Source organism: Cellvibrio sp. QJXJ (assembly GCF_024452345.1).
GTDB lineage: Bacteria > Pseudomonadota > Gammaproteobacteria > Pseudomonadales > Cellvibrionaceae > Cellvibrio.
The window spans coordinates 1,964,067-1,987,600 of the sequence record NZ_CP101662.1; the positions used below are offsets into that span (position 1 = coordinate 1,964,067).

22 protein-coding genes are annotated in these 23,534 nt (G+C 51.5%); 12 read left to right on the plus strand and 10 right to left on the minus strand.

All coding sequences use genetic code 11. The features are described 5' to 3' along the window. Positions 1 to 46 precede the first annotated feature (46 nt). Positions 47 to 805, minus strand: coding sequence for a septum site-determining protein MinC (minC, locus tag NNX04_RS08520; protein WP_007643093.1), 759 nt, complete (start codon positions 803 to 805; stop codon positions 47 to 49). A 285-nt stretch (positions 806 to 1,090) separates the two neighbouring features. Here minC and NNX04_RS08525 point away from each other — a divergent pair, with 285 nt between their 5' ends. Both NNX04_RS08525 and NNX04_RS08530 read left to right on the plus strand, forming a co-directional pair. Then, entirely contained in the window at positions 1,091 to 2,620 is a 1,530-nt protein-coding gene (locus NNX04_RS08525) for a DUF3300 domain-containing protein (protein WP_261948138.1), read from the plus strand. A 152-nt stretch (positions 2,621 to 2,772) separates the two neighbouring features. Next, entirely contained in the window at positions 2,773 to 3,327 is a 555-nt protein-coding gene (locus NNX04_RS08530; protein ID WP_261948139.1) for a hypothetical protein, read from the plus strand. Positions 3,328 to 3,410: 83 nt separating this feature from the next. Here NNX04_RS08530 and NNX04_RS08535 read toward each other — a convergent pair whose 3' ends face one another. Further along, positions 3,411 to 4,523: a site-2 protease family protein gene (locus NNX04_RS08535; protein WP_261948140.1), complete on the minus strand. Its 1,113-nt coding sequence runs from the start codon at positions 4,521 to 4,523 to the stop codon at positions 3,411 to 3,413. 157 nt (positions 4,524 to 4,680) lie between these two features. Here NNX04_RS08535 and NNX04_RS08540 point away from each other — a divergent pair, with 157 nt between their 5' ends. The 3 genes from NNX04_RS08540 to NNX04_RS08550 all read left to right on the plus strand — a co-directional run bounded on the left by NNX04_RS08540 (position 4,681) and on the right by NNX04_RS08550 (position 9,899). Then, positions 4,681 to 5,511 carry a CvfB family protein gene (locus NNX04_RS08540; RefSeq protein ID WP_007643104.1) on the plus strand — a complete coding sequence of 277 codons (831 nt, stop codon included), beginning with the start codon at positions 4,681 to 4,683 and terminating at the stop codon, positions 5,509 to 5,511. A 24-nt stretch (positions 5,512 to 5,535) separates the two neighbouring features. After that, positions 5,536 to 6,516 (plus strand): Gfo/Idh/MocA family protein, encoded by a 981-nt coding sequence (locus NNX04_RS08545; protein ID WP_261948141.1) that lies wholly within the window; start codon positions 5,536 to 5,538, stop codon positions 6,514 to 6,516. 344 nt (positions 6,517 to 6,860) lie between these two features. Then, complete coding sequence (locus tag NNX04_RS08550) at positions 6,861 to 9,899, plus strand: TonB-dependent receptor domain-containing protein (RefSeq protein WP_261948142.1); 3,039 nt, start codon at positions 6,861 to 6,863, stop codon at positions 9,897 to 9,899. Positions 9,900 to 9,955: 56 nt separating this feature from the next. Here the strand turns inward: NNX04_RS08550 and NNX04_RS08555 are convergent, their stop codons facing one another. Both NNX04_RS08555 and NNX04_RS08560 read right to left on the minus strand, forming a co-directional pair. Further along, positions 9,956 to 10,513, minus strand: a complete 558-nt coding sequence (locus tag NNX04_RS08555) for a DUF1415 domain-containing protein (RefSeq protein WP_261948143.1) — start codon at positions 10,511 to 10,513, stop codon at positions 9,956 to 9,958. 3 nt (positions 10,514 to 10,516) lie between these two features. Next, positions 10,517 to 10,999 (minus strand): DUF1456 family protein, encoded by a 483-nt coding sequence (locus tag NNX04_RS08560; RefSeq protein ID WP_261948144.1) that lies wholly within the window; start codon positions 10,997 to 10,999, stop codon positions 10,517 to 10,519. 73 nt (positions 11,000 to 11,072) lie between these two features. Between NNX04_RS08560 and NNX04_RS08565 the strand changes: the two genes are divergently transcribed. After that, positions 11,073 to 11,618 carry a sugar O-acetyltransferase gene (locus tag NNX04_RS08565; RefSeq protein WP_261948145.1) on the plus strand — a complete coding sequence of 182 codons (546 nt, stop codon included), beginning with the start codon at positions 11,073 to 11,075 and terminating at the stop codon, positions 11,616 to 11,618. Here NNX04_RS08565 and NNX04_RS08570 read toward each other — a convergent pair. The 3 genes from NNX04_RS08570 to NNX04_RS08580 are packed head-to-tail and all read right to left on the minus strand — an operon-like array spanning position 11,615 to position 13,969. Next, positions 11,615 to 12,379 carry a GGDEF domain-containing protein gene (locus NNX04_RS08570; protein WP_261948146.1) on the minus strand — a complete coding sequence of 255 codons (765 nt, stop codon included), beginning with the start codon at positions 12,377 to 12,379 and terminating at the stop codon, positions 11,615 to 11,617. The genes NNX04_RS08565 and NNX04_RS08570 overlap by 4 nt on opposite strands. Continuing rightward, complete coding sequence (locus NNX04_RS08575; protein WP_261948147.1) at positions 12,319 to 13,449, minus strand: hypothetical protein; 1,131 nt, start codon at positions 13,447 to 13,449, stop codon at positions 12,319 to 12,321. The genes NNX04_RS08570 and NNX04_RS08575 overlap by 61 nt, the downstream gene beginning before the upstream one ends. A 10-nt stretch (positions 13,450 to 13,459) precedes the next feature. After that, the gene (locus tag NNX04_RS08580; RefSeq protein WP_261948148.1) at positions 13,460 to 13,969 is read right to left on the minus strand and encodes a hypothetical protein; all 510 of its coding nucleotides are present in this window, start codon (positions 13,967 to 13,969) and stop codon (positions 13,460 to 13,462) included. Positions 13,970 to 14,509: 540 nt separating this feature from the next. Between NNX04_RS08580 and NNX04_RS08585 the strand changes: the two genes are divergently transcribed. Genes NNX04_RS08585 through NNX04_RS08595 form a run of 3 tightly spaced genes read left to right on the plus strand, consistent with a single transcriptional unit; the run spans position 14,510 to position 17,891 of the window. Then, positions 14,510 to 14,764, plus strand: coding sequence for an OadG family protein (locus NNX04_RS08585; RefSeq protein ID WP_151058708.1), 255 nt, complete (start codon positions 14,510 to 14,512; stop codon positions 14,762 to 14,764). A 16-nt stretch (positions 14,765 to 14,780) separates the two neighbouring features. Then, positions 14,781 to 16,574, plus strand: a complete 1,794-nt coding sequence (oadA, locus tag NNX04_RS08590; protein WP_261948149.1) for a sodium-extruding oxaloacetate decarboxylase subunit alpha — start codon at positions 14,781 to 14,783, stop codon at positions 16,572 to 16,574. Between the two features lie 3 nt (positions 16,575 to 16,577). Continuing rightward, positions 16,578 to 17,891, plus strand: a complete 1,314-nt coding sequence (locus tag NNX04_RS08595) for a sodium ion-translocating decarboxylase subunit beta (protein WP_261948150.1) — start codon at positions 16,578 to 16,580, stop codon at positions 17,889 to 17,891. 100 nt (positions 17,892 to 17,991) lie between these two features. Here the strand turns inward: NNX04_RS08595 and NNX04_RS08600 are convergent, their stop codons facing one another. Genes NNX04_RS08600 through NNX04_RS08610 form a run of 3 tightly spaced genes read right to left on the minus strand, consistent with a single transcriptional unit; the run spans position 17,992 to position 20,202 of the window. Next, positions 17,992 to 19,164, minus strand: coding sequence for a glutathionylspermidine synthase family protein (locus NNX04_RS08600; RefSeq protein ID WP_261948151.1), 1,173 nt, complete (start codon positions 19,162 to 19,164; stop codon positions 17,992 to 17,994). 3 nt (positions 19,165 to 19,167) lie between these two features. Continuing rightward, positions 19,168 to 19,743, minus strand: a complete 576-nt coding sequence (locus tag NNX04_RS08605; protein ID WP_151058716.1) for a DUF1190 domain-containing protein — start codon at positions 19,741 to 19,743, stop codon at positions 19,168 to 19,170. 45 nt (positions 19,744 to 19,788) lie between these two features. Then, positions 19,789 to 20,202, minus strand: coding sequence for a DUF350 domain-containing protein (locus NNX04_RS08610; RefSeq protein WP_007643139.1), 414 nt, complete (start codon positions 20,200 to 20,202; stop codon positions 19,789 to 19,791). A 214-nt stretch (positions 20,203 to 20,416) separates the two neighbouring features. On the opposite strand from NNX04_RS08610, the gene NNX04_RS08615 reads away from it, so the two are divergent. The 3 genes from NNX04_RS08615 to NNX04_RS08625 are packed head-to-tail and all read left to right on the plus strand — an operon-like array spanning position 20,417 to position 23,506. Then, on the plus strand, positions 20,417 to 21,403 hold the full coding sequence (locus tag NNX04_RS08615) for an HlyD family secretion protein (protein ID WP_261948152.1): 987 nt from the start codon (positions 20,417 to 20,419) through the stop codon (positions 21,401 to 21,403). Between the two features lie 46 nt (positions 21,404 to 21,449). Beyond that, on the plus strand, positions 21,450 to 22,370 hold the full coding sequence (locus tag NNX04_RS08620) for an ABC transporter ATP-binding protein (RefSeq protein WP_410004092.1): 921 nt from the start codon (positions 21,450 to 21,452) through the stop codon (positions 22,368 to 22,370). Further along, positions 22,367 to 23,506 carry an ABC transporter permease gene (locus NNX04_RS08625; protein WP_261948154.1) on the plus strand — a complete coding sequence of 380 codons (1,140 nt, stop codon included), beginning with the start codon at positions 22,367 to 22,369 and terminating at the stop codon, positions 23,504 to 23,506. Before NNX04_RS08620 ends, NNX04_RS08625 begins: the two co-directional genes overlap by 4 nt. The last annotated feature ends 28 nt before the right edge of the window (positions 23,507 to 23,534 follow it).

Below are 23,534 nucleotides of genomic sequence, written 5' to 3' on the forward strand. Positions count from 1 at the left end.
ATGGATAGTTAAACAAAATCCGGAAATATCAAATGGGCATGCGCATCTAGCTATTTACCAATGCGTCCACAACCACTTTTTCGCCCTGCAGTGATACCTGCACCGGCTTTTTGAATAATTCTTTTGGCAGGGAATCCTGCAATACAAAATTACCTGCCACCGAAACTAATTCCGCCTCCATTTGCTGGCAGAAAATGCGCGCCGTTTCATCGCCTTTTACACCGGCAAGTGCACGGCCGCGCAGGGTGCCGTAAATATGGATATGGCCATCAGCCAAGACTTCCGCACCTTCACTGACTTGCGCCAGAACAATCAAATCCGCGCCTTCCGCGTAAATCTGTTGGCCTGAGCGCACCGGGCGAGTAATGACTTTGCTCTGGCGCTGCACCAGTCGCTCTTCAATCACAGTTTCAACAACGGTTTCCACAACACGCTCAACCACCGTTTCTACCGCAGCAGGTGTATCTTGTTTGGGGAGTTTAAGCGCACGCTCACTGGGGGTTGGCAATATGGCCAAACCGGTCTTGTTGACTGGCGCTAACAATACCTCAGGTACGCCGCTAAAACCTAGTGGTTGTAAATCCAGTTCGCGGCAAATGGTCAGTAAATCCGCTATTTTTTTCAGGCTTTCCGGATTTTCAAGACGATCCAGATTAATCAATACCGGGGAGTTCACAAAGAACTGCGGCGCTTGGGTAATTTTCTCTTTCAGTTCGTCTATCAAACTCTTGGGTTCGTAGCGAATAATCGCTAATACCACTACGGTAATAGCACTACCTTTTAACTGAAAATTCACATCAATCATGCGCGGCTCTCGGCGTTCGGCTCTGGGTTTTCGGGTATGAGGGGCAATACTGCAGTTTGCATTACAGCGGTGCGCCATTATCGGGGCGCTTGTTGATTAGTCAAGCAACAGCGTAAGCAGTACAGATAAGTAGTGAAGACCGAGGGAGCTATAACCGGGAGCAAAGCGGTGATAAACAGTTCAGCCAGCATTAAGCCCCGTGCGCCTATAAATGAACCATGAGCGCCAATCCGCCCTCTAATGGGTGCTTGGGTTGATAAATGCGTGATAACAGTGAGAAGCATCATGACTAGCCAGCTACTGCAACGCCCCGGAAAACTAGCGTTAACACTCAGCCTGCTGTTGCCGTTACTAGTGGGTTGTACCACCACTAACGCCGTGGAGCCTCCAGCCTATCGCGGTGCCGCGACGCAAGCGAGCTTTAGTGAAGCGCAGTTGGATTCACTGCTCGCCCCTGTCGCCCTCTACCCCGACACGGTTTTATCCCATGTGCTGATCGCATCCACCTACCCGCTTGAAGTGGTGGAGGCAGACCGCTGGGCGCGCAATAACCCGCGCTATAAAGGGGAAGATGCCGTTAATGCAGTAGACAATCAGGATTGGGACCCCAGCGTAAAAGCCTTGGTCGCCTTCCCTGAAATTTTAAAGCGCATGAGCGATGACCTGGATTGGACCCAGCAGTTGGGTGACGCCTTTCTCGCCAATGAAGAGCGGGTGATGGACAGTATCCAGAACCTGCGTAACCGTGCGTATGATTCGGGTAATTTGGACAAAGTTGAACATGTGCGAGTGATTCGCGAAGAGCGAACCATTGTAATTGAACCCTCGGTTGAGCGAGTGGTGTATGTACCCGCTTACGATACCCGCGTGGTGTATGGCAGCTGGTGGTGGCCGGACTACCCACCGGTGTATTGGCACTACCCCAGCAGCTATGTCTTTGTATCCGGTTTCTACTGGGGCCCCCGCGTTTACCTCGGCCCCCGCTTTTATTTCAGCGCGGTACATTGGCATCACCGCCGTGTGGTAGTGGTAGATCACCACCACCATCACCGCTTTTACAACAGCCGCAGTATTGTGCGTCACAGCAATGCCCGTCATTGGCACCACAACCCCGTGCATAGACGCGGCGTGGCCTATTACGACAATCACACTCGCGAACGCTTCAATAGCCCACGCGAAAGCTATCGGGATACCCGCGAGTACCGTAGCAATCTGCGCGACAACAACATCGCACCTAACCGCGCACGGGATCAACGCCAGGGGCGCGACGAGCAATTCCAGCAACGTCTGGAGCGCCGCCAGGCTGGCCCTATTGGCGGTAACGATGCGCGTGCACGGATCTACGGTGGCGATGAACAGCGCAATCCCGCCCGTGCCGAGCAACTGCGCGAGCGCATGAATAATCGTGCCGAACACAATCGCCCTGAGCAACAGTCACCGCGTATTCGTCAGGGCGAGGAACAGCCGCGGGTGCGCAATTTCCAGGCAGAGCGAGAAAACAACCAGGTAGAGCGTCACAGTCGGCAACTGGAACGTCGCGATAATGCTGTGCAACAGCCTGCGGCCAGAACCCAACAACCGGAATATCGGGTACAGCCCAGTCCAAACACAAACCAGGAACGGCAGCGCATTTATCGCACCGAGCAACCCAGCCGGCAGATAGAACCGAGCCGCATGGAGCGGATCCAAACCCAGCGCCCGCAGCCAGTCGAGCGCGCCCAATCCCGTTTCCAGACTAACGAGCGCCGCGAAACGCCCCGTGTCGATCGCGGCAGTGACAACCGCGCCGGCATGCGCGGCGAACGCGAACGCTAAGATCATTGGCCCCGCCGCTCATGCGGGGCCCTCACTTTTCGCCTCCTGAAAAAGCACAGCGCTGTGCAATCAATCAACTAACTTTTATACTACTGCAACATTGGTGGATCACACTGGCTTCACCCTCTAGCACAACAGAGCATTTCTTTCCCATGCAGAAAATCGCACAACTTTTTCGTTTACTGATACTGATTGCACTCACTTCAACATTACTGGCCTGTAGCACCCATCGCTCTGCGCAAGACACCTGGCCAGACGCCATGCCTTCCCGCGCGTATTTTGTAAAAGTGTATGAGGCAGACAAAATCAATAAGCAAATCCAGACAAGAGATGAATACCTCACCTGGATTCTGCGTTTTTATAATGGCTGGGAGTTGTATCGCCGCGGCTGGATCAAAATGACCGATGAGCTGGTTGCCCAGGTACAAGATCCGCAACAAGTCACTGAAATCCGCTACAAAATCGACCGCATAGGGCGTTTGGTATCGGGCGAATGGGCTAAAAAGTCGGATACGCGCACTATTTATCTGCGCCATGTATCCATCTGGGGTAACGCGTTGTTGGAATCACTTGATCGCGACCAAGCCCTGCCCTTGATCAATCAAGTAAATCAGGATGTGGATGACCTGCTGGCACACAGAATCAAACCCGAGGTGATTACCGCCGACCGCTATTTCCCTGCCGATGAAGATGATCCTTTTTTGTAAGTAGTTCAGATCTCACCGCCCTAAAAACAAAAAATCCCCAACTGGGGATTTTTTGCGTTAAGCGAACCAGATTAAACAACAACCTAAGAAGCCAATACCTTAATCGCAATCTCGGAACCCGGCAGTTCATCGGCAGCGATCAATAAAATCATACCGATAAACATCGCCACTACGGCTAAATACCACAGTACTGAAAACCAGATGCCGTAGCGTGTTAAAGGGGGAATATCCTCCGCTAAACCCACGCGCCAACCAGCAAGAATATCAATTACTCCCAGCACAATAAAAAAGGTGATGAAATACAAACCCAATTTCCACGCCAATACAAAACACAGCGCGGAAATAATGAGCAAAGCCACCAATGCCAGATAATTGCGCCCGGAAAACACCAGCGATTTAACCACGCGCCCACCATCCAGCGGGTGTACAGGAATCAGGTTAAACAAGTTCAACAGCGCACTGGTGGATGCCACCAAACCAGCAAAATGGCTTCCGGTAATCAGATACACGATATAAAAGGCTACCGTCAGGATCAGGCCAAATACCGGCCCCATCATGGAAATATACACATCTTGCCAGCGGGTTTTAGGCATATCACCCACCGCCAAACCACCCACAAACGGAATCAAATACATACCCTTGGTGGGTAGAGCACATTTTTTCATCGCCCGTAAATGACCATATTCGTGAAATACCAATACGCCAATTAACGCCAGCGCAAATTCCAGGGTAAACATCACGCTGTACACGGCAACCGACGCGGCCATCAAGGCGACCTTTACCACTTGTGCGGCTTTTAAAAACTTGAAGGCGATTAACCCAATCGATAACCAGGAGTTACTCTTACCCGGAGCAGGCGCCGCACCTGGATTTACCCCATCGGCCAAGGCTTGCTGTTGCGCTGCAAACGCCTGGGCGGCAACCTGCTGCTCGGTAGAAACCGGCGCACGGCCTTCAATTACACACTGCGTGTTGAGCCACAATTCGTAGTTCACGTCCCCTGCACGCAAGTTGAGTACATAAACCAATTTCATCGCCCCCAGTGCCGGCACGACAAACTCGTGGGTGCTAGTGATCCCAAAATTGCGGCTGCTGGACATCAACTGCCCATCAACCACGACTTGCTCTTCTCCCGTTGCCGGTGTCGCTGCGACCATAAATTCGTGGCCGGCATAGTCAAACGAAAATAACTGCATAAATTACAACTCAACATTCATCAATAAAATTTCACAACCCAAACACACCAAACATACACCCCGCCGGAGTTTTGCTGGCCTTAACCCCACCTTGCTAATAAACTGTGCGCTATTCGCGCACAGCGCTCAATCTGCAACGTCTTTCACTGAGTCAAGTATGTTACGTATAGGTCAGCAAAACCGCTTAAAAATCATCAAACACACCGATTTCGGCATTTTTCTTGATGGTGGCAAGTTTGGCAACATCTTATTACCCAAACGCTACGTGACAGCTGATATGAAAATCGGCGAAGAGTTGGATGTATTTATTTATCTGGACTCAGACGACTGCATTATCGCCACCACCCTTACCCCTAAAGCCATGGTGGGTGAATGTGCGTTTTTGGAAGTGAAAGAAGTGAACAACGTGGGGGCATTTTTGGATTGGGGCCTACCCAAAGATTTACTGGTGCCTTATAGCGAACAGCACAAACCCATGGAAGTGGGCCGCTCTTATGTGGTGTGTATTTATCAAGATGAATACACCGGCCGCATTACCGCGTCCTCGCGGTTAAACCGCCATTTGGAAGAGCGCGCCAGTGGTTTGCGCGCGCAGCAAGCCGTAGATTTAATTATTTGCGGCCGCAGCGATATGGGTTACAAAGCCGTTGTGAATCACACTCACCTGGGGCTTATTTTCCGCGACGATGCATTCCGTACCCTGCTCTACGGCGAAAAAGTAAAAGGTTATATCAAAGCAATTCGCGCTGATCGCAAAATTGATTTGAGTTTGCAAAAACACGCACGCGACACCAAAGAAGATTTAGCCGAAAAAATTCTCAGCGATCTGGAACAAAAAGGCGGCGTCTCCTACTTGACCGACAAAAGCGACCCGGATGCTATTCATAAAGCGTTTAACGTAAGCAAAGGCAATTACAAAAATGCCCTGAGCTTGCTTTATAAACAACGCAAAATTTTGATCGAAAAAGATAAAATTACTCTCGTATAAAAATTCACACTGGCACCACACAATATGAACAAGAACAAAACAATCCGCTGGGGCATTATTGGTGTTGGCAGTGTGTGCGAAGCAAAAAGTGGCCCGGGGTTTTACAAAAACCCCAACTCGCAATTGCTTGCGGTGATGCGTCGTGATCTTGAAAAAGCCAAAGACTATGCGCTACGCCATGAAGTCCCACGCTGGTATGACAATGCCGAAGCGCTGCTCAGCAATCCAGATATAGATGCCATTTATATCGCAACTCCACCCGCGCAACACAAAAACTACGCACTGGCAGCACTGGCCGCCGGCAAAGATGTCTATATCGAAAAACCCGTCACTCTCAATGCAGACGAATGCAAACAACTGATTGCTGCCGCCGAACAAAGTAGCAACAAAGTGTGTGTCGCGCACTACCGCCGCGCAATGCCCTGCTTTGTAAAAATTAAAGAGCTGTTGCGCACCGGTGCCATAGGCATACCCCTACTGGCACAGATTGATATGTTGCGCCCCGCGCCTACAACACCGCCAAACGAAAATAATTGGCGACTTGACCCCGCCATTTCCGGCGGCGGTTTGTTTCACGATTTAGCACCGCATCAATTGGATTTAATGCTGCACTGGTTTGGCGCCGTGACCACTGCCAATGGATTTTCACTCAATCAACGTCATTTAAGTGAGGCGAATGATCTGGTGCAAGGGTGGGCACAATTGGAATCCGGTGTTGTACTGCAAGGCCGCTGGCACTTTACATTGGCGCCAATGTATAAGCGCGATCACTGCGAAATTATTGGCACCCAGGGCAGTATCAGTTTCAGCTTTTTTGATGACACCGAGTTTCATGTCGTTAATGGTGATGGCAAACACAGCATCAGGATGAATTATCCGCCGCATGTGCAGCAGCCATTGATTGCACAGGTAAACGCCTATTTCCGCGGCGAAGGTGACAACCCTTGCAGCTTGATGGATGCGTTGGCCGTAATGGAATTGATGGATTGTTTTAGCGCCATTTGAATAAATGTTTTATTACGCGCCAATAAAATTTAAAAATAAAATTAAAAAACCGCACCAAATTATTGCCTGACCATTTTGATTGCACCGCACCAACACATCACCTTGTCGCCTAAAATTTTATTAATTATTTTTTCACTCTGAATTGCGCATTAGTTGTGCGCAACATCACACACTTTTACCCGTTTTTGCGCGGCAAGCTTTTTGCTTATTACTAGAATGTAAAAAGTTATACATCCACCAAACAATTCAGACTGCATGGGCGTGCACATTCGCGTGCAATAGACCAACAACTCTGGATGCACTCTTCGTAATTCAATCTAACCCGAAAAACGCAAGGAGTTGTGATGTTTACTAAAAATGCTTTGCACTTGGCCATAACCACTACCAAAGTCTCGCTAACTAAATATCTGTTGCCGCTTGGCAGCACATTATTATTGTTAAGCCCCTCAGCATTAAGCCAAACCGGCAATCCAAATAGCGCCAGTGAAATTGAAGAGTTGGTGGTAGTGGGTTCGCGCATTCGCCAAACCAATTTAAAAACAATATCACCAACCCAAATGATTACCCGCGAAAGTGCTGCCACCGCAGGGTTAAATTCCACGGTTGATTTATTGCAATCCAATGCCCTCACCGGTGGTGCATCACAAATCAATAATGCCTACGGTGGTTATGTCACCAATGGCGGCCCGGGTGCCAATACCATTTCCCTGCGTGGCTTGGGTGCAAGCCGCACACTGGTACTGATTAACGGCAGGCGTGTCGCTCCCTCCGGCACCCAAGGTGCAGTCGGCACGGCGGACTTAAATGTTTTACCCACTGCCATGATCGAACGTGTCGAAGTATTGCGCGATGGTGCCTCATCTATTTACGGTTCAGATGCAGTAAGTGGGGTTATTAACGTCATCACCAGAGAAGCGGTGGAAGGCTGGGCCATTGAAGGAGATTTTAATTACCCCACCGAAGGGGACGGTGAACAAATTCGTTTATCACTTTCCGGTGGCATGAACGAGGAACGTTTTTCACTTTCCGGTTCTTTTGATTATTACGAACGTAAACCACTCACCCTGGGTGACAGAAAGTGGACGCGCTGCAATCAGGATAAGCTGCGCGATCCGCAAACCGGAGAATCGGCAGATTTTATTGACCCTAATACGGGCAAATCAAAATGCTACCCCATCACCACTACGGGTTCGAATGGTGTAACTATTAATACCATTGGCACCCAGGGCGTAACGGCAGATAACTGGGATACTCTTGGCTTGAATGGCCCAGTCGTGGGCGGGCCCGGTTCATCCGGAACTACCTTTACCCGCTTTCGCCCTAACGCTTCAGTGACAACCGGCGTGATTGGCTACGAGGGAGTCGGCGGTGGCACTAATGATTTGAATGTGCGCGACACATTTGAACAACGCATGCTGAATGAAGATTTAATTTCCCCGGCAAAAACCTATACCGGTTTTTTACAAAGTAAATACGATTTGCAAACACTGGGGGACGCGCAATTATATGCCGAGCTGCTAGCGTCGCGGCGCGAGTCCAACCAAACCAGTTATCGTCAACTCTCAATGGATTACCGCCGCGGCAGCCCATTAATTCCCTCTGAACTTGCCTACGGCGATTTTGCGGCCGACCAGGGAACCAGCGATGGAGAGCGGGTTGGTGTGCGCGCGTTTGTGGGTTTCGGCAACGACAGCAGCGTACAGGAGATCGATTTTTACAAACCCACAATTGGTATACGCGGCGACCTGACATTTTTACCTGACTGGCGCTACGACATTTATGCCAGCTATGCCAAGTCGGATGCCAGCTATGAAAGGGATTCGTTCCTGATTGATAAACTCACCTACGCCAGCGACGCGATTAGTGCGCCCGCCGGCGTAGATCCAACACTGATTCGCGACGGTCTCACCTGTGAAATTAATCTCACCAATCCCGATGAAAAATGCATTCCCTACCCGCATCTAACCGCTGCTGTGGTCGGGGGCGAATTACCACAAGACTTTAAAGATTATATTTTTCGCAATACCCAAGGCTCTACCGAATATGAAGAGTCCATTTTCAGCGCAATTATCGATGGCCCGCTATTTAATGTTCCCGCAGGTTCAGTGCAAGGCGTGTTTGGTATTGAACATCGCCGCATGGAAATTAATGATCAACCCGATGCAAACAGCATCGCTGGCAATCTTTTTAATTTGAGTAGTGCAACCCCCACAATTGGCGATGACAATGTCAACGAAATCTATACCGAAATTCAAATTCCGATTTTACTCGGAGCAAGATTTGCAGAAGAACTAACCCTTAACGGATCAATTCGTTATACGGATTATGATTCCTACGGCTCAGACGACACTTACAAAATTGGTTTTATTTATTCACCCACGGATTGGATTTCACTGCGTGCATCGCGCGGCACTTCATTTCGCGCACCGGCGCTATTTGAACAATTTCAAGGCCCAACCAGCGGCTTTCGCTCTGCATCGCTTGACCCTTGTAACGAATACGGAGCAGACGGAATCAACCCAAATCGCGCGGCAAACTGCGCACTGGAATTGCCAGGGCAACCTGAGTTTCTGGCCACCAATGGCGTTGAAGTGTTTAGTTTGGGCGGCGCTGACGCAGGTTTATTTGCAGAGACATCCGACAACACCACCTACGGTATTATTTTCACCCCCACCCTTGGCGACAGCACGGATTTGAGCATCAGCATCGATTATTTTGATATTCAAATTAATAACGGCGTACAAAAAGCCGGGGAAGATGAAATTTTGGATCGCTGCTACGATTCCGCAGATTTTGCAGCCGACAAAGGTCTGTGCCGATTAGTGCGCCGCGACCCAGTCACCAAACAATTAACAGTGAATGATACTTACACGAATCTCGCTACAGAAATTGTGCGTGGGTTAGACATCAATACCACACTTTCACAGGAGCTGGGAGCGGGCACAGTGTCGCTCAATTTAAGCTTGACACGATATTACGAACAGTCGTCCAAACTTTTCAGCGACGACCCGCTGGAAGAATTTAACGGCAGTTTGGAAAGCCCGGAGTTTGGCGGTTCAGGTGAAATAGGTTACGCAATCGACAGCTGGAAATTTACCTATGGCGTGGATTGGATTAGCAGCATGGATGGTTACGCGGAAGCTGATGAAGACCCCGCCGAAAGTTTTTCTGACTACAGGGTGCCAAGCTATCTTGAACACCGGCTTTCCGCTCGCTACCAGGCAGACAATTGGAAAACCACAGTGGGTGTGCGCAACCTGACTAACGAAACACCACCAGAAATTTCTGCAGGCTACTACAACCGCGTTGGCAACTCACCGCTGTATAGTGGCTATGACTATGTTGGCAGAGAAGTATTTATCAGCTTTCAGGTTCAGTACTAATTAACAATATCTGGCGCTAGCAAAGGAATGCACTGCCAGGCTAAACACTCTTGCAATCAGATTCCGCGAAAGAGATACGGAAACAACTCCTGCTTTTCTTCCGCTGTTAATTTTTCCACCCGCGCTTTATTTATTTCTGGCACCGCTTCCACATCAGGAAAAAACTGCAGCGCCTTTTCCAAACTGGCTTCACGAATAATATGCAGGATTGGATAGGGCGCGCGATTGGTTAGGTTCTCGGCGTCGTCCGGTTCAGCGCCCGCAAAACAATAATCCGGGTGAAAGGTGGCCAACTGATAAACACCTGTCCAGCGATTGCGTTTAAGCAGCTGATCGGCCCAATTTAAAAATTGGTTGTAATCAAAAAAGTCCTGCAAGTGTTGCGGAATAATTAGCAGTGTTGTTTCTATTTCACTGGCAGGGGTTGCATCGAGCAATTCCAGTTCGCGCTGTAAATCCTGCAATAGCAGTTCATCGTCAGTGGCATTACTCACCACCATCCGCACGCGGTTTTCTCCTGTGGGTTTTGCGGCGAAGGGGCAAAGGTTTAAACCAATCACCACTTCATTTAGCCAGCGTGCCACAGCCACACGGGCAGCGGTATTTTGCTCCATAACTTAGGCCCCTGCCTGGCGCTGTTGCAGCAACAACCCCAACCCTTCAATAAAATCCAGCACCAACTCATCGTCGCAGGCTTTGAAATGCACATGACCTGGTTTGCGGAATAAGGCCGCAAGATCCGATTTGGTCAACTCAATGGTTGTCAACTTTAGTGCATCGCGCACTTGCTGTTCATGCAAGTTGTAGGCGATACGCAATTTTTTTAGCACATCGTTGTTAGAGATTTTGGCGTGTTTCTCAATCACCTCTTGTTCAGCGTCGTTTTTTTTGCCGCGTTGTTGTTCAATCAGGTTATTGAGGAAAATCAGCAACACATAATCCGGCATGGGTTCAAAGCCGGGCTGATAATCGGTTTTCAATAGGTTGGCGATTTCTTTATCGTTCAGGTCGATCGCAGACAGCGCAAATAACTGTTGGATTTGTAAGTTGCCCAGCGTAAGTGACTGGGTAATTTTGCGAAAAATATCGTTGGTTCTCATGGGGCTTGCTCTATGATTACAGCTGGATTTCACGCCATTCTACCGCAAATACCCCTTACCAGAGAGTCAAACTATGAACCCGTTTGTTGAGGTCAACCCCTTCGCACCAGAATTGGTAGCCGCGCGCAAACGCGCCAAACAACTCTGTCAACAATTGAACGCCCTGCGCGCCGACCAAACCAAAGCGCGCAAACCGCTGTATCAAGAATTGTTTGGTCAGGTGTCGCGCGCCTATATTGAGCCCAGTTTTTTTTGCGATTATGGCAGCAACATTTTTTTGGGTGACGGCTTTTATTCCAACCATAACTGCGTGATTTTGGATGTAGCCGAAGTGCGTATTGGCAACAATGTAATGTTCGGCCCCAATGTACAAATCTACGCCACCACTCACCCACTCGACCCGCAGGAGCGTGCGACTGGAAAAGAGTTTTGCGCGGCCGTCACCATCGGCGATGACTGTTGGATTGGCGGTGGGGCGATTATTTTGGCAGGTGTGACTATTGGCAAAGGTTCGGTAATCGGTGCTGGCAGCCTGGTCAATAAAGATATTCCCGAAGGTGTAGTAGCCGCAGGCAACCCTTGTAAGGTGATTAAAACGGTAACAGTCAATCAGCCCTAGCTGGAGTGGGGCGATTGTTGCCGGTAATGTTGTTTTTTAGCGGAATACATACGCTCATCAGCCAGCATCAATAAATTTTTAAGTGAATCTTTGTCGGTACTGGCAAACCCCATACTGAAGCTGATGGGAAGTGTTTCGCCTGCAATGTTCATGTGCAAATCACCACACTGTGCCTTCAGTCGCTCGGCAAAACCTTCACATACAGATTCAGTTGCCTGCTCCAACAGCAAATAAAATTCGTCGCCGCCCACCCGCGCCACTGTGTCGTTTGCTCGCGCCGCTTTTTTAAGGGCGCGCGCTACTTCAACCAGCATTTGATCACCGTATTGGTGACCATAATGATCATTTACATATTTCAGCCCATTCACATCCACCACAAACACGCCGAAGTGGGCGGATTGATCTGTGGTCGGAAAGGCGGCAATTTTGTCGTTGTAACGGGCATTAAACAGATGACGATTAGGCAGCCCTGTCACTGAATCCAAATGGGCCAGTTGATGCAGCCGGGCATTGAGGCGGTGCTGGCGCAGCGCCGAGGAGAGCATGCTACACAACACCATAAGCGCCTCCTCTGCCAGTTTGCTGCGGTCACTGCGTGCGGTGATTAAAAACCCCTGATAATCCACCCCCTCACCACCAATCGCAAACAGGTGTAGATCCTCCCGGCTGTCCATCAACAGCGACAGCGAGGCATGATTATTCAAGGCGTCGTGATGCTTGCGCAGGAGTTGTTGGGTGGATTGATCCAGCTTACCCAGCAACTCACAACCCGCAAAAACTCGCTGCGCAGCAGATACAAACCAAATACCTGACCACCAATTGTTTGCGCCAAGGCCAAGCTCAATTGCCCAAGCTCGTCCAATGGGTCGGCCTGATGAACCTGCATGGCATATTGCACCAACCGCTGTAGGGCGGCGCGCTGCGCATCCAGTAATTGCAATGGCCGCACGACTTTATCGGCCAGCCTGTTAATCACCACCACCATCAAGGCAATAAATACCACTACCACTATTACTTGCGGACGATAGGCCAGGAGCACCTGCGCGAGAATGCCTTGAATCGGGCGGCCCAGCTCCAGTTGCAGCGACTGGTTACCCGAACCGAGCACAATAGCCGCCTGATGGCGAAAAAGATCATTGCTACTATCGCTGCGGCTAACAATCACCTCGTCACCGGCTAGCAGGCGCAATAAGGCTGGCTGACGCTGGTGAGGGTCCACACCCGCCTGCACCAACTTTTCCGCATTAACTACAACCAGCAGCAGGCCATCCACTTGAAACGGTTGGGACAGGGAACTACTGGCCGTGAGTATCGGCCGGATAAAAATCAGCGTTCGCGGCTTCTCCGGCAAACTGGGCGAAATAAACAATCGCGGGCGTGGATCACTGATGGATTCAGGCGATGAAACGACCTGCGCCATGTAGGGCTCGTAGGCCGAAATATCCTCGGTGAGCGCCCAGGTGGGGATAACCTCTATAGGGAAAAACTCTTTATCGATCAGCATTACCGTTTCAGCTGCCGGATTAGTGCCAAGATAAGCTTCGATTTTTTGCACGGAAATGGGCGACAAAATGGGCATGGAGAGCGAGCGAATAACCGAGCCATCGCTGGCGATGCGATCCAGGTCACCCATTAACTGCAGCATGGCCTGCGTCAACTGAAACGAAAAACGCTCGGTTTCATGTACCAACTCGCGCTGGTAGCTGGCAACTTGCCGCTCATAGTCGGCGCGCAATTGATAAATACACAAAATTATTAGCGGCACTGCAATGACAGCCCACACCAGCAGTAAGACTGTGCGACGAAAACTCGGAACGGCCTGCTGGGTCAAGATCGGCTCCTCAGGGGTTAGCAGTAGCTGGCGTCACCATGCGCTGGGCATTGCGAATATGACGCTCGGCCAACTGCTGCATATATTTTGCGGCGGCCTGTCCATCCAGTGCGCCTTCGCGGTGACGTAAAAAGCCTTTGCCCATCGCATCCCAAATAAAGGTCATCTCTTTATCCGCGGGCAGGGGTTTGGTTTCCGCCATGAGTTCAATGGTTTTTTTAAGGTAGCCGCGTGCATTTTTCTGCGCGTGCTCAAATGCCGCCTGTTCAACGGGAATTGCGCCCATCGCCAGCCAGAAATGCTTTTGCACTGCGATGCTTTGCAGGTAATTGGCGAGTTTAAGCAACTGCGCGCGTTTACTGCCCGTCAGGCTTTGGTTGGGGAAGGACAATACATGGGAGCTGAAGGTGGGTACCATTTTGCGCCCGTCGGCGGTAGGAATAGCACTGACGCCCAGATCCTCCCCCAGAGCGGCATGAAACTCCTTGCCAATCCAGTCACCATTGATGGTGTAAGCCACTGCCCCGCTTTTAAACAGATCGACCGCACACTGGTAACTGCACCCTGGATAGGGCAATTCACGTTGGCGTAGCGTTTTATAAAAATCGAGAACTCTTCCAGAATTGCGCCGAAAGAATCTTTGGCATAGGTGTAGATAATCGATAGGCCATCATTGGCCCGTGAAGGTTGCACACAACAGAGCAGCGCTATAGCCACGAAAGCGCGAATTTTTATCGGTATCAACCGCCATTCCCCGTTTTTAAATTGCCGATGACAGCAAGAATAGACCAACCTTGCAGGATTTGATGGGCGCACGATCCCTCCCAATAACCAGCCATTCGCAGCCAAGTGTATGTTTTTGCTTGCCCAATGGCGCCAATTTTTTTAAGGTGTCCCACCCCGGGTTTACCTGAACCAGCGTATACCCTCTTTGATCGACAGCGCTACACCCTGAAAGCATCACCATAATAAACGCGCGATTTTCCTGGCGATCCCGCAAATCCCTACGCCAATAACGGCATGCTTCATCGCCGATAAGTACCACGAGGAGTCTGTTTTTATGCAAATGACACTGTTTGAGCAAGCGCTCGACTTACTGATTTTTGGCATGGGCACGGTCTTTGTGTTCCTCGCCCTATTGGTTGTCGCGGTCAATATGATGTCGCGTTTTATCGATACCTACTTCCCGGAAGCGGTGGTAGAAGAAGCGCCGGCACCTAAACGCAAAACGACTTCCGACGCGATTGACCCCACTACCCTAGCCGTTATTCAGGCAGCCATTCGTCAACATCGCGACAAACAATCGCGCGGCTGATTCAGGAGTTTTTACCATGATGAACAACAATAACCCTCTGGGAATTACCGATGTAGTGCTGCGCGATGCGCACCAGTCATTGTTTGCCACCCGCCTGCGTTTGGATGACATGCTGCCGATTGCCGAAAAGCTGGACAGGGTAGGCTTTTGGTCGCTCGAATCCTGGGGCGGCGCCACCTTTGATGCCTGCATTCGCTATTTGGGTGAAGACCCTTGGGATCGCATTCGCGAGCTGAAAAAAGCCATGCCCAAAACCCCGCAGCAAATGTTGCTGCGCGGCCAGAACCTGCTGGGCTATCGCCACTATGCCGACGATGTTGTTGAAGCGTTTGTAGAGCGCGCCGCCAACAGTGGCGTTGATGTATTCCGCGTATTTGATGCGATGAACGATATGCGCAATATTGAAATTGCCATGAAAGCGGTAAAACGCCACGGCAAACACGCGCAGGGCACACTCTCTTACACCCTGAGTCCTGTACACACCCTGGATGGCTGGATTGCCCAAGCCAAACAAATCGAAGACATGGGCGCCGACTCCATCTGTATTAAAGACATGGCCGGCCTGCTCAAACCCTACGACGGTTTTAAACTGGTCAAACGCCTCAAAGCCGAGTGCGACATTCCGATTCATATGCAGTGCCATGCCACCACCGGCTTGGCGCACGCGACTATTTTGAAGTGCGTGGAAGCAGGCATCGACAATGTGGATACCGCCATTTCCTCCATGTCCATGACCTACGGTCACAGCCCAACTGAAACTCTGGTCGCCACCCTTGAAGGCACCAATCGCGACACCGGATTGGATTTGGTACTGCTGGAAGAAATCGCCACCTACTTCCGTGAAATTCGCAAAAAATACGCGAAGTTTGAAGGCTCATTAAAAGGTGTGGATGCGCGCATCCTCATCGCCCAGGTTCCCGGTGGCATGTTGACCAATATGGAAAGCCAACTGCGCGAGCAAGGCGCCATCGACCGTTTTGATGAAGTGCTGGGCGAAATCCCGCGCGTGCGTGAGGATTTGGGCTTTATCCCGCTGGTAACCCCCACCTCACAAATCGTTGGCACCCAAGCGGTGTTGAATGTGCTGAGCGGCGAGCGCTACAAAAATATCTCCAAAGAAACTGCCGGTGTATTGCGCGGTGAATATGGCGCCACGCCCGCTCCCATGAACGCCGAACTGCAGGCAAAAGTATTACAAGACGGCGAACTGCCCATTACCTGCCGCCCGGCGGATAACATCGCGCCGGAACTGGCGCAACTGACATCGACTCTGGAAAAAGAAGCGGCACTGCGCAATATCACCCTGAGAACCGGTGAAAACGCACTGGATGATGTACTCACCTACGCGCTCTTTCCACAGATCGGCCTGCGCTTTTTGGAACATCGCAACAACCCAACCGCATTTGAGCCGGCACCTACCGGTAAAGAGTCTTCTGTAGTGACCAATGACGCGGGTGAAGAAATTTATACCGTGGAAGTGGAAGGCAAAAAGTACACGGTAAGCGTAAACAACGGGGGCGACTTGACCGGCATCAAGCCCCTGCACACGGGAACCAGTACCTCGGCCAGCAAACCGGCCGCCGATGTACAAGCGCGACCAGTCAATGCACCTCTGGCAGGCAATATCATCAAAATTGCGGTCAATGTTGGCGATGAAGTACAAGAAGGCGATCTATTACTGCTGCTGGAAGCCATGAAAATGGAAACCCAGATCAGTGCGCCCTGCAGCGGTACTGTCACCAGTATCGATGTCAAAACCGGCGATTCTGTCGTGGTTGGCAAAACCCTGCTTGCGATTGCGGGGGAATAATTGATGGATACCCTGTTACGACTCTGGCAATCCACCGGCATTTACCACATGCAGTCCGGTCAGATGATCATGATCGGCATTTGCCTGCTACTGCTGTTCCTCGCCATCCGCAAAGGTTTTGAGCCCATGCTGTTGGTGCCTATTGGTTTTGGCGGCCTGCTGGCCAACCTGCCTGCGGCGGGCCTCGCGTTTTCAGCGGTGGAACACGCACTGCACAACGGAACGCCCGAAATAGGTATGGCCCTGGCACAACTTGCAGGCCTGAGCGCTGACACGGCGGATGCCGTAATCTATAAAGCGCTCAGTAACGGCAGCCCGGAACTCTACCAAACAGCACTGCACACCGCGCAGGCAGCTGGCTATAACGACGGTATGCTCTACACCTTTTACAAGGTGGCGATTGCCAGTGGTATCGCGCCACTGGTAATTTTTATCGGTGTCGGCGCCATGACCGACTTTGGCCCCCTGCTCGCCAACCCCAAAACCCTGCTACTTGGAGCTGCCGCACAGTTTGGTATTTTTGCGACAGTATTGGGAGCAATTGGATTAAGTTATTTCGGCCTGGACTTCTCTATCGCCGACGCCGCAGCCATTGGCATTATTGGTGGCGCCGATGGCCCAACGGCGATCTATGTCGCCAGCAAGTTGGCCCCTGACTTACTGGGCGCCATCGCGGTCGCGGCCTACAGTTACATGGCACTGGTACCGCTGATCCAACCTCCCATCATGCGCCTGCTCACCACCCAGGCTGAACGCGGCATTGTGATGCAGCAGCTGCGCACCGTGAGCAAACGCGAAAAAATCATTTTCCCGATTGTGATGCTGGCGCTGGTCGGCCTGATTCTGCCGGATGCCACTCCGCTGCTGGGCGCTTTCTGTTTAGGTAATCTGATGCGTGAATCGGGCGTGGTGGATCGCCTGTCTGACACAGCGCAAAACGCCCTGATCAATATCACCACCATCTTCCTCGGCTTGGCAGTGGGTTCAAAACTGGCGGCGGATAAATTCCTCGATCCCAAAACCCTGGGCATTCTGGCACTGGGTATTGTGGCCTTTGGTATTGGCACTGCCGCCGGCGTGCTAATGGCCAAAGCCATGAACCTGTTCTGCAAACACAAAATCAATCCACTGATTGGCTCTGCCGGTGTTTCGGCAGTACCTATGGCAGCGCGTGTGTCCAACAAACTTGGCCTACAAGCCAACCCACAGAACTACTTGTTGATGCATGCGATGGGGCCAAATGTAGCCGGGGTTATAGGCTCAGCCATTGCAGCGGGCGTGATGATTACCATTGTGTCCAACTTGCCAGCGGGTTAATCACACAATCGCAAAACAACTGCAAAAAAACAAAAAGGGGCTGCAAACAAACGTTTGCAGCCCCTTTTTTATTGCCGTCATTGAGCCCTTTGCTAACCAATCAATCCAAAATAATATGCGGTAAAAAACGCGATGTATCTTTGGTAATCAAGGTTGCATCCTCGCGGATGCAAATTCCCGCAGCGCTGTCGCCCACTACCCAACTACCAAGCATGGCGTAGGTGTCGGCGTTGCGATATTCGTCGCGGAATTTTGGCAGTGCATGTAAGGCTTGGCGCACGTAGCGGCCGTCGGCGTAAGGGCCTGCGGCGGAAATTTTTTCACCACTGCTGGTGATTAAATCCACGTTGGCACCTTCACGCGACAACAGCGGTTTACGCACCCATCCCACACCCAGTGGCTCGCTGCTTGCCGTTTCAAAAAACGCGGGCAACAAATTGGGGTGATTGGGGTAGCGAGTCCACAGCAGCGGCAAAATACCTTTATTGGATAACAACATTTTCCACGCTGGTTCGAGCATTTGGGTGTTGGCGGCCATGATGGTTTTGGCAAAATCTTCCTGCACCATAAATTCCCAAGGGTACAACTTGAACAGGCCTTTTATCGGTTGATTATCCAAATCGACAAATTGCTCTTGCAGCTCGCCAATATCCTCCAGCGGGATATAGCGCACATCCACACCCGCTTGCGCCGCCATGTCCATTAAATAATTTACGGTGCCCAAATCCTCCAAATTATCGCGCACGCTGGCGAAATAAAAGGGCTGGGGTAAATTGAGCTGCGCAAAAGCGGCTTCGATTTTGTCGTGCAGGGAATTAAATTGGTCGGCACTTTCCGGCAACACACCATTTTTGATTTGATCTTCCAACCAGACCCATTGGAAAAATCCGGTTTCAAATAATGATGTTGGTGTGTCGTAATTTAATTCCAACAATTTGGCGGGGCCAAAACCGTTGTAAACCAAATCCATCCGCCCATACAAATGGGGTTCGCCTTTGTTCCAGGAATTCCAGATATAACTCCAGAAATCGCGCGGGATATTCAGCAGCGTGAGCATTTCTTCGCTGCGAGTAATATCGCCCACCATATCCATCACCATCTGGTGCAACTCTTCGGTGGGCGCTTCCAAATCCTCTTCAATTTGGCGCAAGTTGAATTGGTAATACGCGGTTTCATCCCAATAGGGCTCGCCGTCAAACGTGTGAAAATTAAATCCAACTTCTTCGGCGTAAGCGCGCCAATTCGCGCGCTCAGTAACACTGATGCGTTTCATGCATTAACCACCAAAACTATTGCGTGCAGCCGCTTGCTGGCCAAAACCACCGCGACGAACTACCTGGCCGACTTGCGGTTTTACTTGCGAAGGTTTGAGGGTGATAGGGCCAATGCCCTTGGCAACTGGCGTATTGGTCGCGGTGCGGAAAGTGCCGCGGTCATCGCGCGATTTGTACAGCGGTTGTGTCGGAACTTTTGAGCCAGCACCCGCCGCTGCGGGCTGTTGCAAATTACTGCCGCCGCGATTCATCATCTGCCCCGCGAGAAAACCCATCATCATCGGCATAAATACACTGCCACCCTGTGCAGTTTGCTGCGGCGCGGTTTCACATTGGCCAGCACCAAAGTCGGTTTCACATTCTTCTTTGTTCAAATACTTGGGCGCCACTTGCGGGTGCAAGGCTTGGGCAGCAGCGTAATCCGCATTGCATTGTGTTGTGTCATTCAACCCGGCGGCACTGCACTCGCTCGGGTCGCTGAATACCATCGCCTGCTCGCTCTCCTCACCACACCCGGCGAGCAACAGAGTTGCCACAGGAACCATCAATACCAATGCGGCTTTTTTACTGCGTTTCATTACTGCTCGTTTAGTCTGTTTCATAATTTAATGGCCTGCAAAAGATTAATAAGTCATACACGCGGCGTTGATCAAACCTACAGCAATGGCACTCGCTGCCACAAAACTGCCGGTTGCTACTTCGCCTTGGTTAATGCGTTCCGGCAATTGTTTGATGGCCACACGCAGCACCACAAAGGTTAATACCTGCACCACCAAGGCGACGGCACCCCATACTGCACAATCCAGCAGCGACATAGAGTTGGTAATGGCGCTAGCCAGTGGCAGCGCAAAGCCAATTAGCGCGCCGCCAAATGCCAATGCGGCAGCGACATTATTAGCGCGGATTAACGCCAGCTCATCCTGTGGCGTCACCCAGGTATAAATACGAATAAATAACAGCAATAGCACAATTGCCATCGCAAAATACGCCAGAAAAGCGGGCAAGCCGTTAAGTGATGACAAGGTAGTTTCAAGCATGAATAGTTCCTTTGTTGGCAGGGTGATAAATGGAAAACTGGCGGGATTCTGACATAAAAGTCCACATGGCTCTATCGGCAGATTCTATCCTTCAATATAAGCGCACAAGGCGCGGGAGTTTTGCCCATGATTACACGCTATTTCTGGCACACTCAGTGAATTCTATTGCCAAGTATTTTTCGGTACCTCGATGAACATCAGGAACAGCCGCCTTATGAACAAGCGCCTTATCAACAAAAGCATCAGGAAAATGTTGATGCCAAGCCTACTGCTCGCACTCGCTGCACAACTCACGGCCTGCAGCGACCACAACGCCAATCTCGCACTCGGCACCCTGGAGCGCGACCGCATAGTGCTCAAAGCCACCGCTGCCGAAATTATCACCCAACTACCCATTGCCGAAGGCAGCGATGTCAAAGCGGGCGATTTATTGCTGCAACTGGATGATCGCCGCCAGCAGGCACTGGTTGCCAAAGCCGATGCCAGTCTCGCCAGCGCGCAAGCCAATCTCACCAAATTGCAAAACGGCGCGCGGACGGAAGATATAGCCGCCGCACGCTCACAAGTAAAAGGTGCAGAAGCGCAGTTAGTTGAAGCGCAAAAAACCTTTGCCCGCGCTGAAACCCTGGTGAGCAAAAAACTGGCCGGAGCCGCTGAACTGGATAGCGCGCGTGCCAAACGCGATTCGGCGCAGGCCAACCTCGATAAATCACACGAAAACTTATTGCTACTGACCAACGGCACGCGCGAAGAAGATTTGCAGCAAGCCGAAGCACAGGTCGCGCTCGCTAAAGCTGCATTGGAATTAGAGCAGTACAATCTGGGCGAACTCAGTATTCGCGCCACCAGCGACGCGCGTCTGGATCATCTACCCAAACATCTGGGCGAGCGCACCAGCATCGGCGAAGCAGTGGCGACTTTGCTTGATAAAAATGCGCCCTATGCGCGGATTTATGTTCCCGAAACCCATCGCCTGAAAGTGAGTGCAGGGCAGGAATTGGTGATCCATGTGGATGGGCTGGCTCAACCGCAAACCGGCAAGCTGCGCTGGATCTCACAAGACCCGGCCTTCACGCCCTACTTCGCGCTCAACTCTACGGATCGCGCCCGTCTTGTCTATTTAGCGGAAGTGCAGCTGCCCGACTCCGCAGCCAATTTGCCCAGCGGTTTACCGGTACAGGTTGAGCTGCCCCATGACTGATTCACTACAAATCGGGGCGAATGAATGGGCGATAGAGACACGCGGCATGACCCGCCGCTTTGGCGATTTTGTCGCCGTAGACCAGCTGGATTTGCGCATCCCCCACAAAACGATTTACGGCTTCCTCGGCCCCAACGGCTGTGGCAAATCCACCAGCATGCGCTTGATCACCGGCCTGCTCACGCCGAGTGCGGGCAGCGTGCGTGTATTGGGAATGGATATTCCCGAACAAGCGGAATTATTGCGCCGTCGCCTCGGCTATATGACGCAAAAGTTTTCGCTGTACGACGATTTAACCGTACAGGAAAACCTGCGCTTTATGGCGCAGATCTACAACCTTGAAAGCCGCAGCGTAAAACAACTGATCGACAGCCAGCTCAGCCGCTATCAACTGGATGAACGCAAAACCCGTCTTGCCGGTGCACTCAGCGGCGGGCAACGCCAACGTTTGGCACTTGCTGCAGCCACCTTACATCAACCGGAATTATTGATTCTGGATGAACCTACTTCAGCAGTAGATCCGGAAAACCGGCGCGATTTTTGGGAGAAGTTATTCGACCTCTGCGATAGCGGCACCACCATTCTGGTTTCTACGCACTACATGGACGAAGCCGAGCGCTGTCACGGTTTAGCGATTATGGAGGGCGGCGTTAAACGCGCCGACGGTGCACCCGCGCAATTGATGCGCGAGCTGGGCGCCCGGGTGGTTGAAATCGATGGCGAAAATTTACGTTTGCTCAAGCAACAATTGGGAGAGTTGCCCGAAGTGGTATCTACCGCGCAACAGGGAACGCATCTGCGCGTATTGATCAAAGAAGCGATTGACGAGCCGGAAAGCTGGCTGCGCAGTGTGCACCCGGAATTAGTTGCCAATCGCCAGATACATGCTGTACGCCCGAGCCTGGAAGACGTGTTTGTCCATTGCACTGGCAGTAATGCACCTGACAGACAAGGAGCGCGGCAATGAATGCGCGGACTAAGAAAGCAACGGCGATTAACGCCTTTGGCCAAAGCCTGCAGCGGATCGGTGCGATTGTGTTTAAAGAGCTGCGCCAGTTGACGCGTGACCGCCCTACCTTCGGCATGATTGTGATGGTGCCCTTGATCCAACTGCTATTGTTTGGTTTTGCCATCAACACCAACGTGCGCGACCTGCCCGTCGGCGTGGTGGATTTAAGCCATACCCAAACCGCGCGCGCATTAATTAGCGACCTCACCGCCACCCAAGTCGTTAGCTTTACCGAAACCTATCAAACCCCCAAGCAGGCGGAAGACGCAATTCGCCGTGGCCATGTGCACGCCGTGTTGGTGATCCCCGAGGATTTTGGCCAACGGCTGCAAGACCAACGCCCTATCGCCCAGTGGCTAATTGATGGCTCCGACACCATGGTCAGCAACGCGCTGCTTGCGCTGCAACAAATGCCCTTTGCCAGTGGTTTTGAGGCACAGCCCAGCGCGCGCAAAAACACCTTTGAGATCGCGCTCTTCTTTAATCCCGAGCGGCGCTCAGCCATTAATATCGTGCCCGGCTTGGTGGCGATTGTGCTTACTATGACGATGGTGATGTTCACCTCGGCGGCGCTGGTACGCGAGCGCGAGCGCGGCAACCTGGAATTGCTGATCACTACACCAGTGCGCTCCAGCGAAATTATGATCGGTAAAATCGTGCCCTATATTTTTGTCGGCCTGATTCAGGTGTCGATTATTCTCGGCCTCGGGCATTTAATTTTTGATGTGCCGATCAATGGTCGGCTGGATCAGCTGGTGCTCGGCGTCTTCGCCTTTATCAGCGCCAGCCTCACGCTTGGCCTGCTGGTTTCCACCATCGCCAAAACCCAGTTGCAGGCAATGCAACTTACAGTGTTTTTATTGATCCCATCAATTCTGCTTTCCGGCTTTATGTTCCCCTACGAGGGAATGCCCAAAGCGGCGCAGTGGATCGCCGAGGCGCTGCCTGCGACTCACTTTATCCGCATGGTGCGCGCCATAGTCTTGCGCGGCGCAACGCTGGAAGATTTGCAGCCGGATTTATGGTGGCTGATCGGGTTTACCGTGCTTGGGGTGATAGCGGCGGCAAGTCGCTTTAAGAAACGCCTGGACTAGGCGTAGAATCAGTGCTGGCTTATTTACT

Excerpts from the sequence above, each read along its gene's own strand:
- minC (WP_007643093.1), bottom strand. The coding sequence starts at position 805 with ATGATTGATGTGAATTTTCAGTTAAAAGGTAGTGCTATTACCGTAGTG.
- NNX04_RS08525 (WP_261948138.1), top strand. The coding sequence starts at position 1,091 with ATGACTAGCCAGCTACTGCAACGCCCCGGAAAACTAGCGTTAACACTC.
- NNX04_RS08530 (WP_261948139.1), top strand. The coding sequence starts at position 2,773 with ATGCAGAAAATCGCACAACTTTTTCGTTTACTGATACTGATTGCACTC.
- NNX04_RS08535 (WP_261948140.1), bottom strand. The coding sequence starts at position 4,523 with ATGCAGTTATTTTCGTTTGACTATGCCGGCCACGAATTTATGGTCGCA.
- NNX04_RS08540 (WP_007643104.1), top strand. The coding sequence starts at position 4,681 with ATGTTACGTATAGGTCAGCAAAACCGCTTAAAAATCATCAAACACACC.
- NNX04_RS08545 (WP_261948141.1), top strand. The coding sequence starts at position 5,536 with ATGAACAAGAACAAAACAATCCGCTGGGGCATTATTGGTGTTGGCAGT.
- NNX04_RS08550 (WP_261948142.1), top strand. The coding sequence starts at position 6,861 with ATGTTTACTAAAAATGCTTTGCACTTGGCCATAACCACTACCAAAGTC.
- NNX04_RS08555 (WP_261948143.1), bottom strand. The coding sequence starts at position 10,513 with ATGGAGCAAAATACCGCTGCCCGTGTGGCTGTGGCACGCTGGCTAAAT.
- NNX04_RS08560 (WP_261948144.1), bottom strand. The coding sequence starts at position 10,999 with ATGAGAACCAACGATATTTTTCGCAAAATTACCCAGTCACTTACGCTG.
- NNX04_RS08565 (WP_261948145.1), top strand. The coding sequence starts at position 11,073 with ATGAACCCGTTTGTTGAGGTCAACCCCTTCGCACCAGAATTGGTAGCC.
- NNX04_RS08585 (WP_151058708.1), top strand. The coding sequence starts at position 14,510 with ATGCAAATGACACTGTTTGAGCAAGCGCTCGACTTACTGATTTTTGGC.
- oadA (WP_261948149.1), top strand. The coding sequence starts at position 14,781 with ATGATGAACAACAATAACCCTCTGGGAATTACCGATGTAGTGCTGCGC.
- NNX04_RS08595 (WP_261948150.1), top strand. The coding sequence starts at position 16,578 with ATGGATACCCTGTTACGACTCTGGCAATCCACCGGCATTTACCACATG.
- NNX04_RS08600 (WP_261948151.1), bottom strand. The coding sequence starts at position 19,164 with ATGAAACGCATCAGTGTTACTGAGCGCGCGAATTGGCGCGCTTACGCC.
- NNX04_RS08605 (WP_151058716.1), bottom strand. The coding sequence starts at position 19,743 with ATGAAACGCAGTAAAAAAGCCGCATTGGTATTGATGGTTCCTGTGGCA.
- NNX04_RS08610 (WP_007643139.1), bottom strand. The coding sequence starts at position 20,202 with ATGCTTGAAACTACCTTGTCATCACTTAACGGCTTGCCCGCTTTTCTG.
- NNX04_RS08615 (WP_261948152.1), top strand. The coding sequence starts at position 20,417 with ATGAACAAGCGCCTTATCAACAAAAGCATCAGGAAAATGTTGATGCCA.
- NNX04_RS08620 (WP_410004092.1), top strand. The coding sequence starts at position 21,450 with ATGACCCGCCGCTTTGGCGATTTTGTCGCCGTAGACCAGCTGGATTTG.
- NNX04_RS08625 (WP_261948154.1), top strand. The coding sequence starts at position 22,367 with ATGAATGCGCGGACTAAGAAAGCAACGGCGATTAACGCCTTTGGCCAA.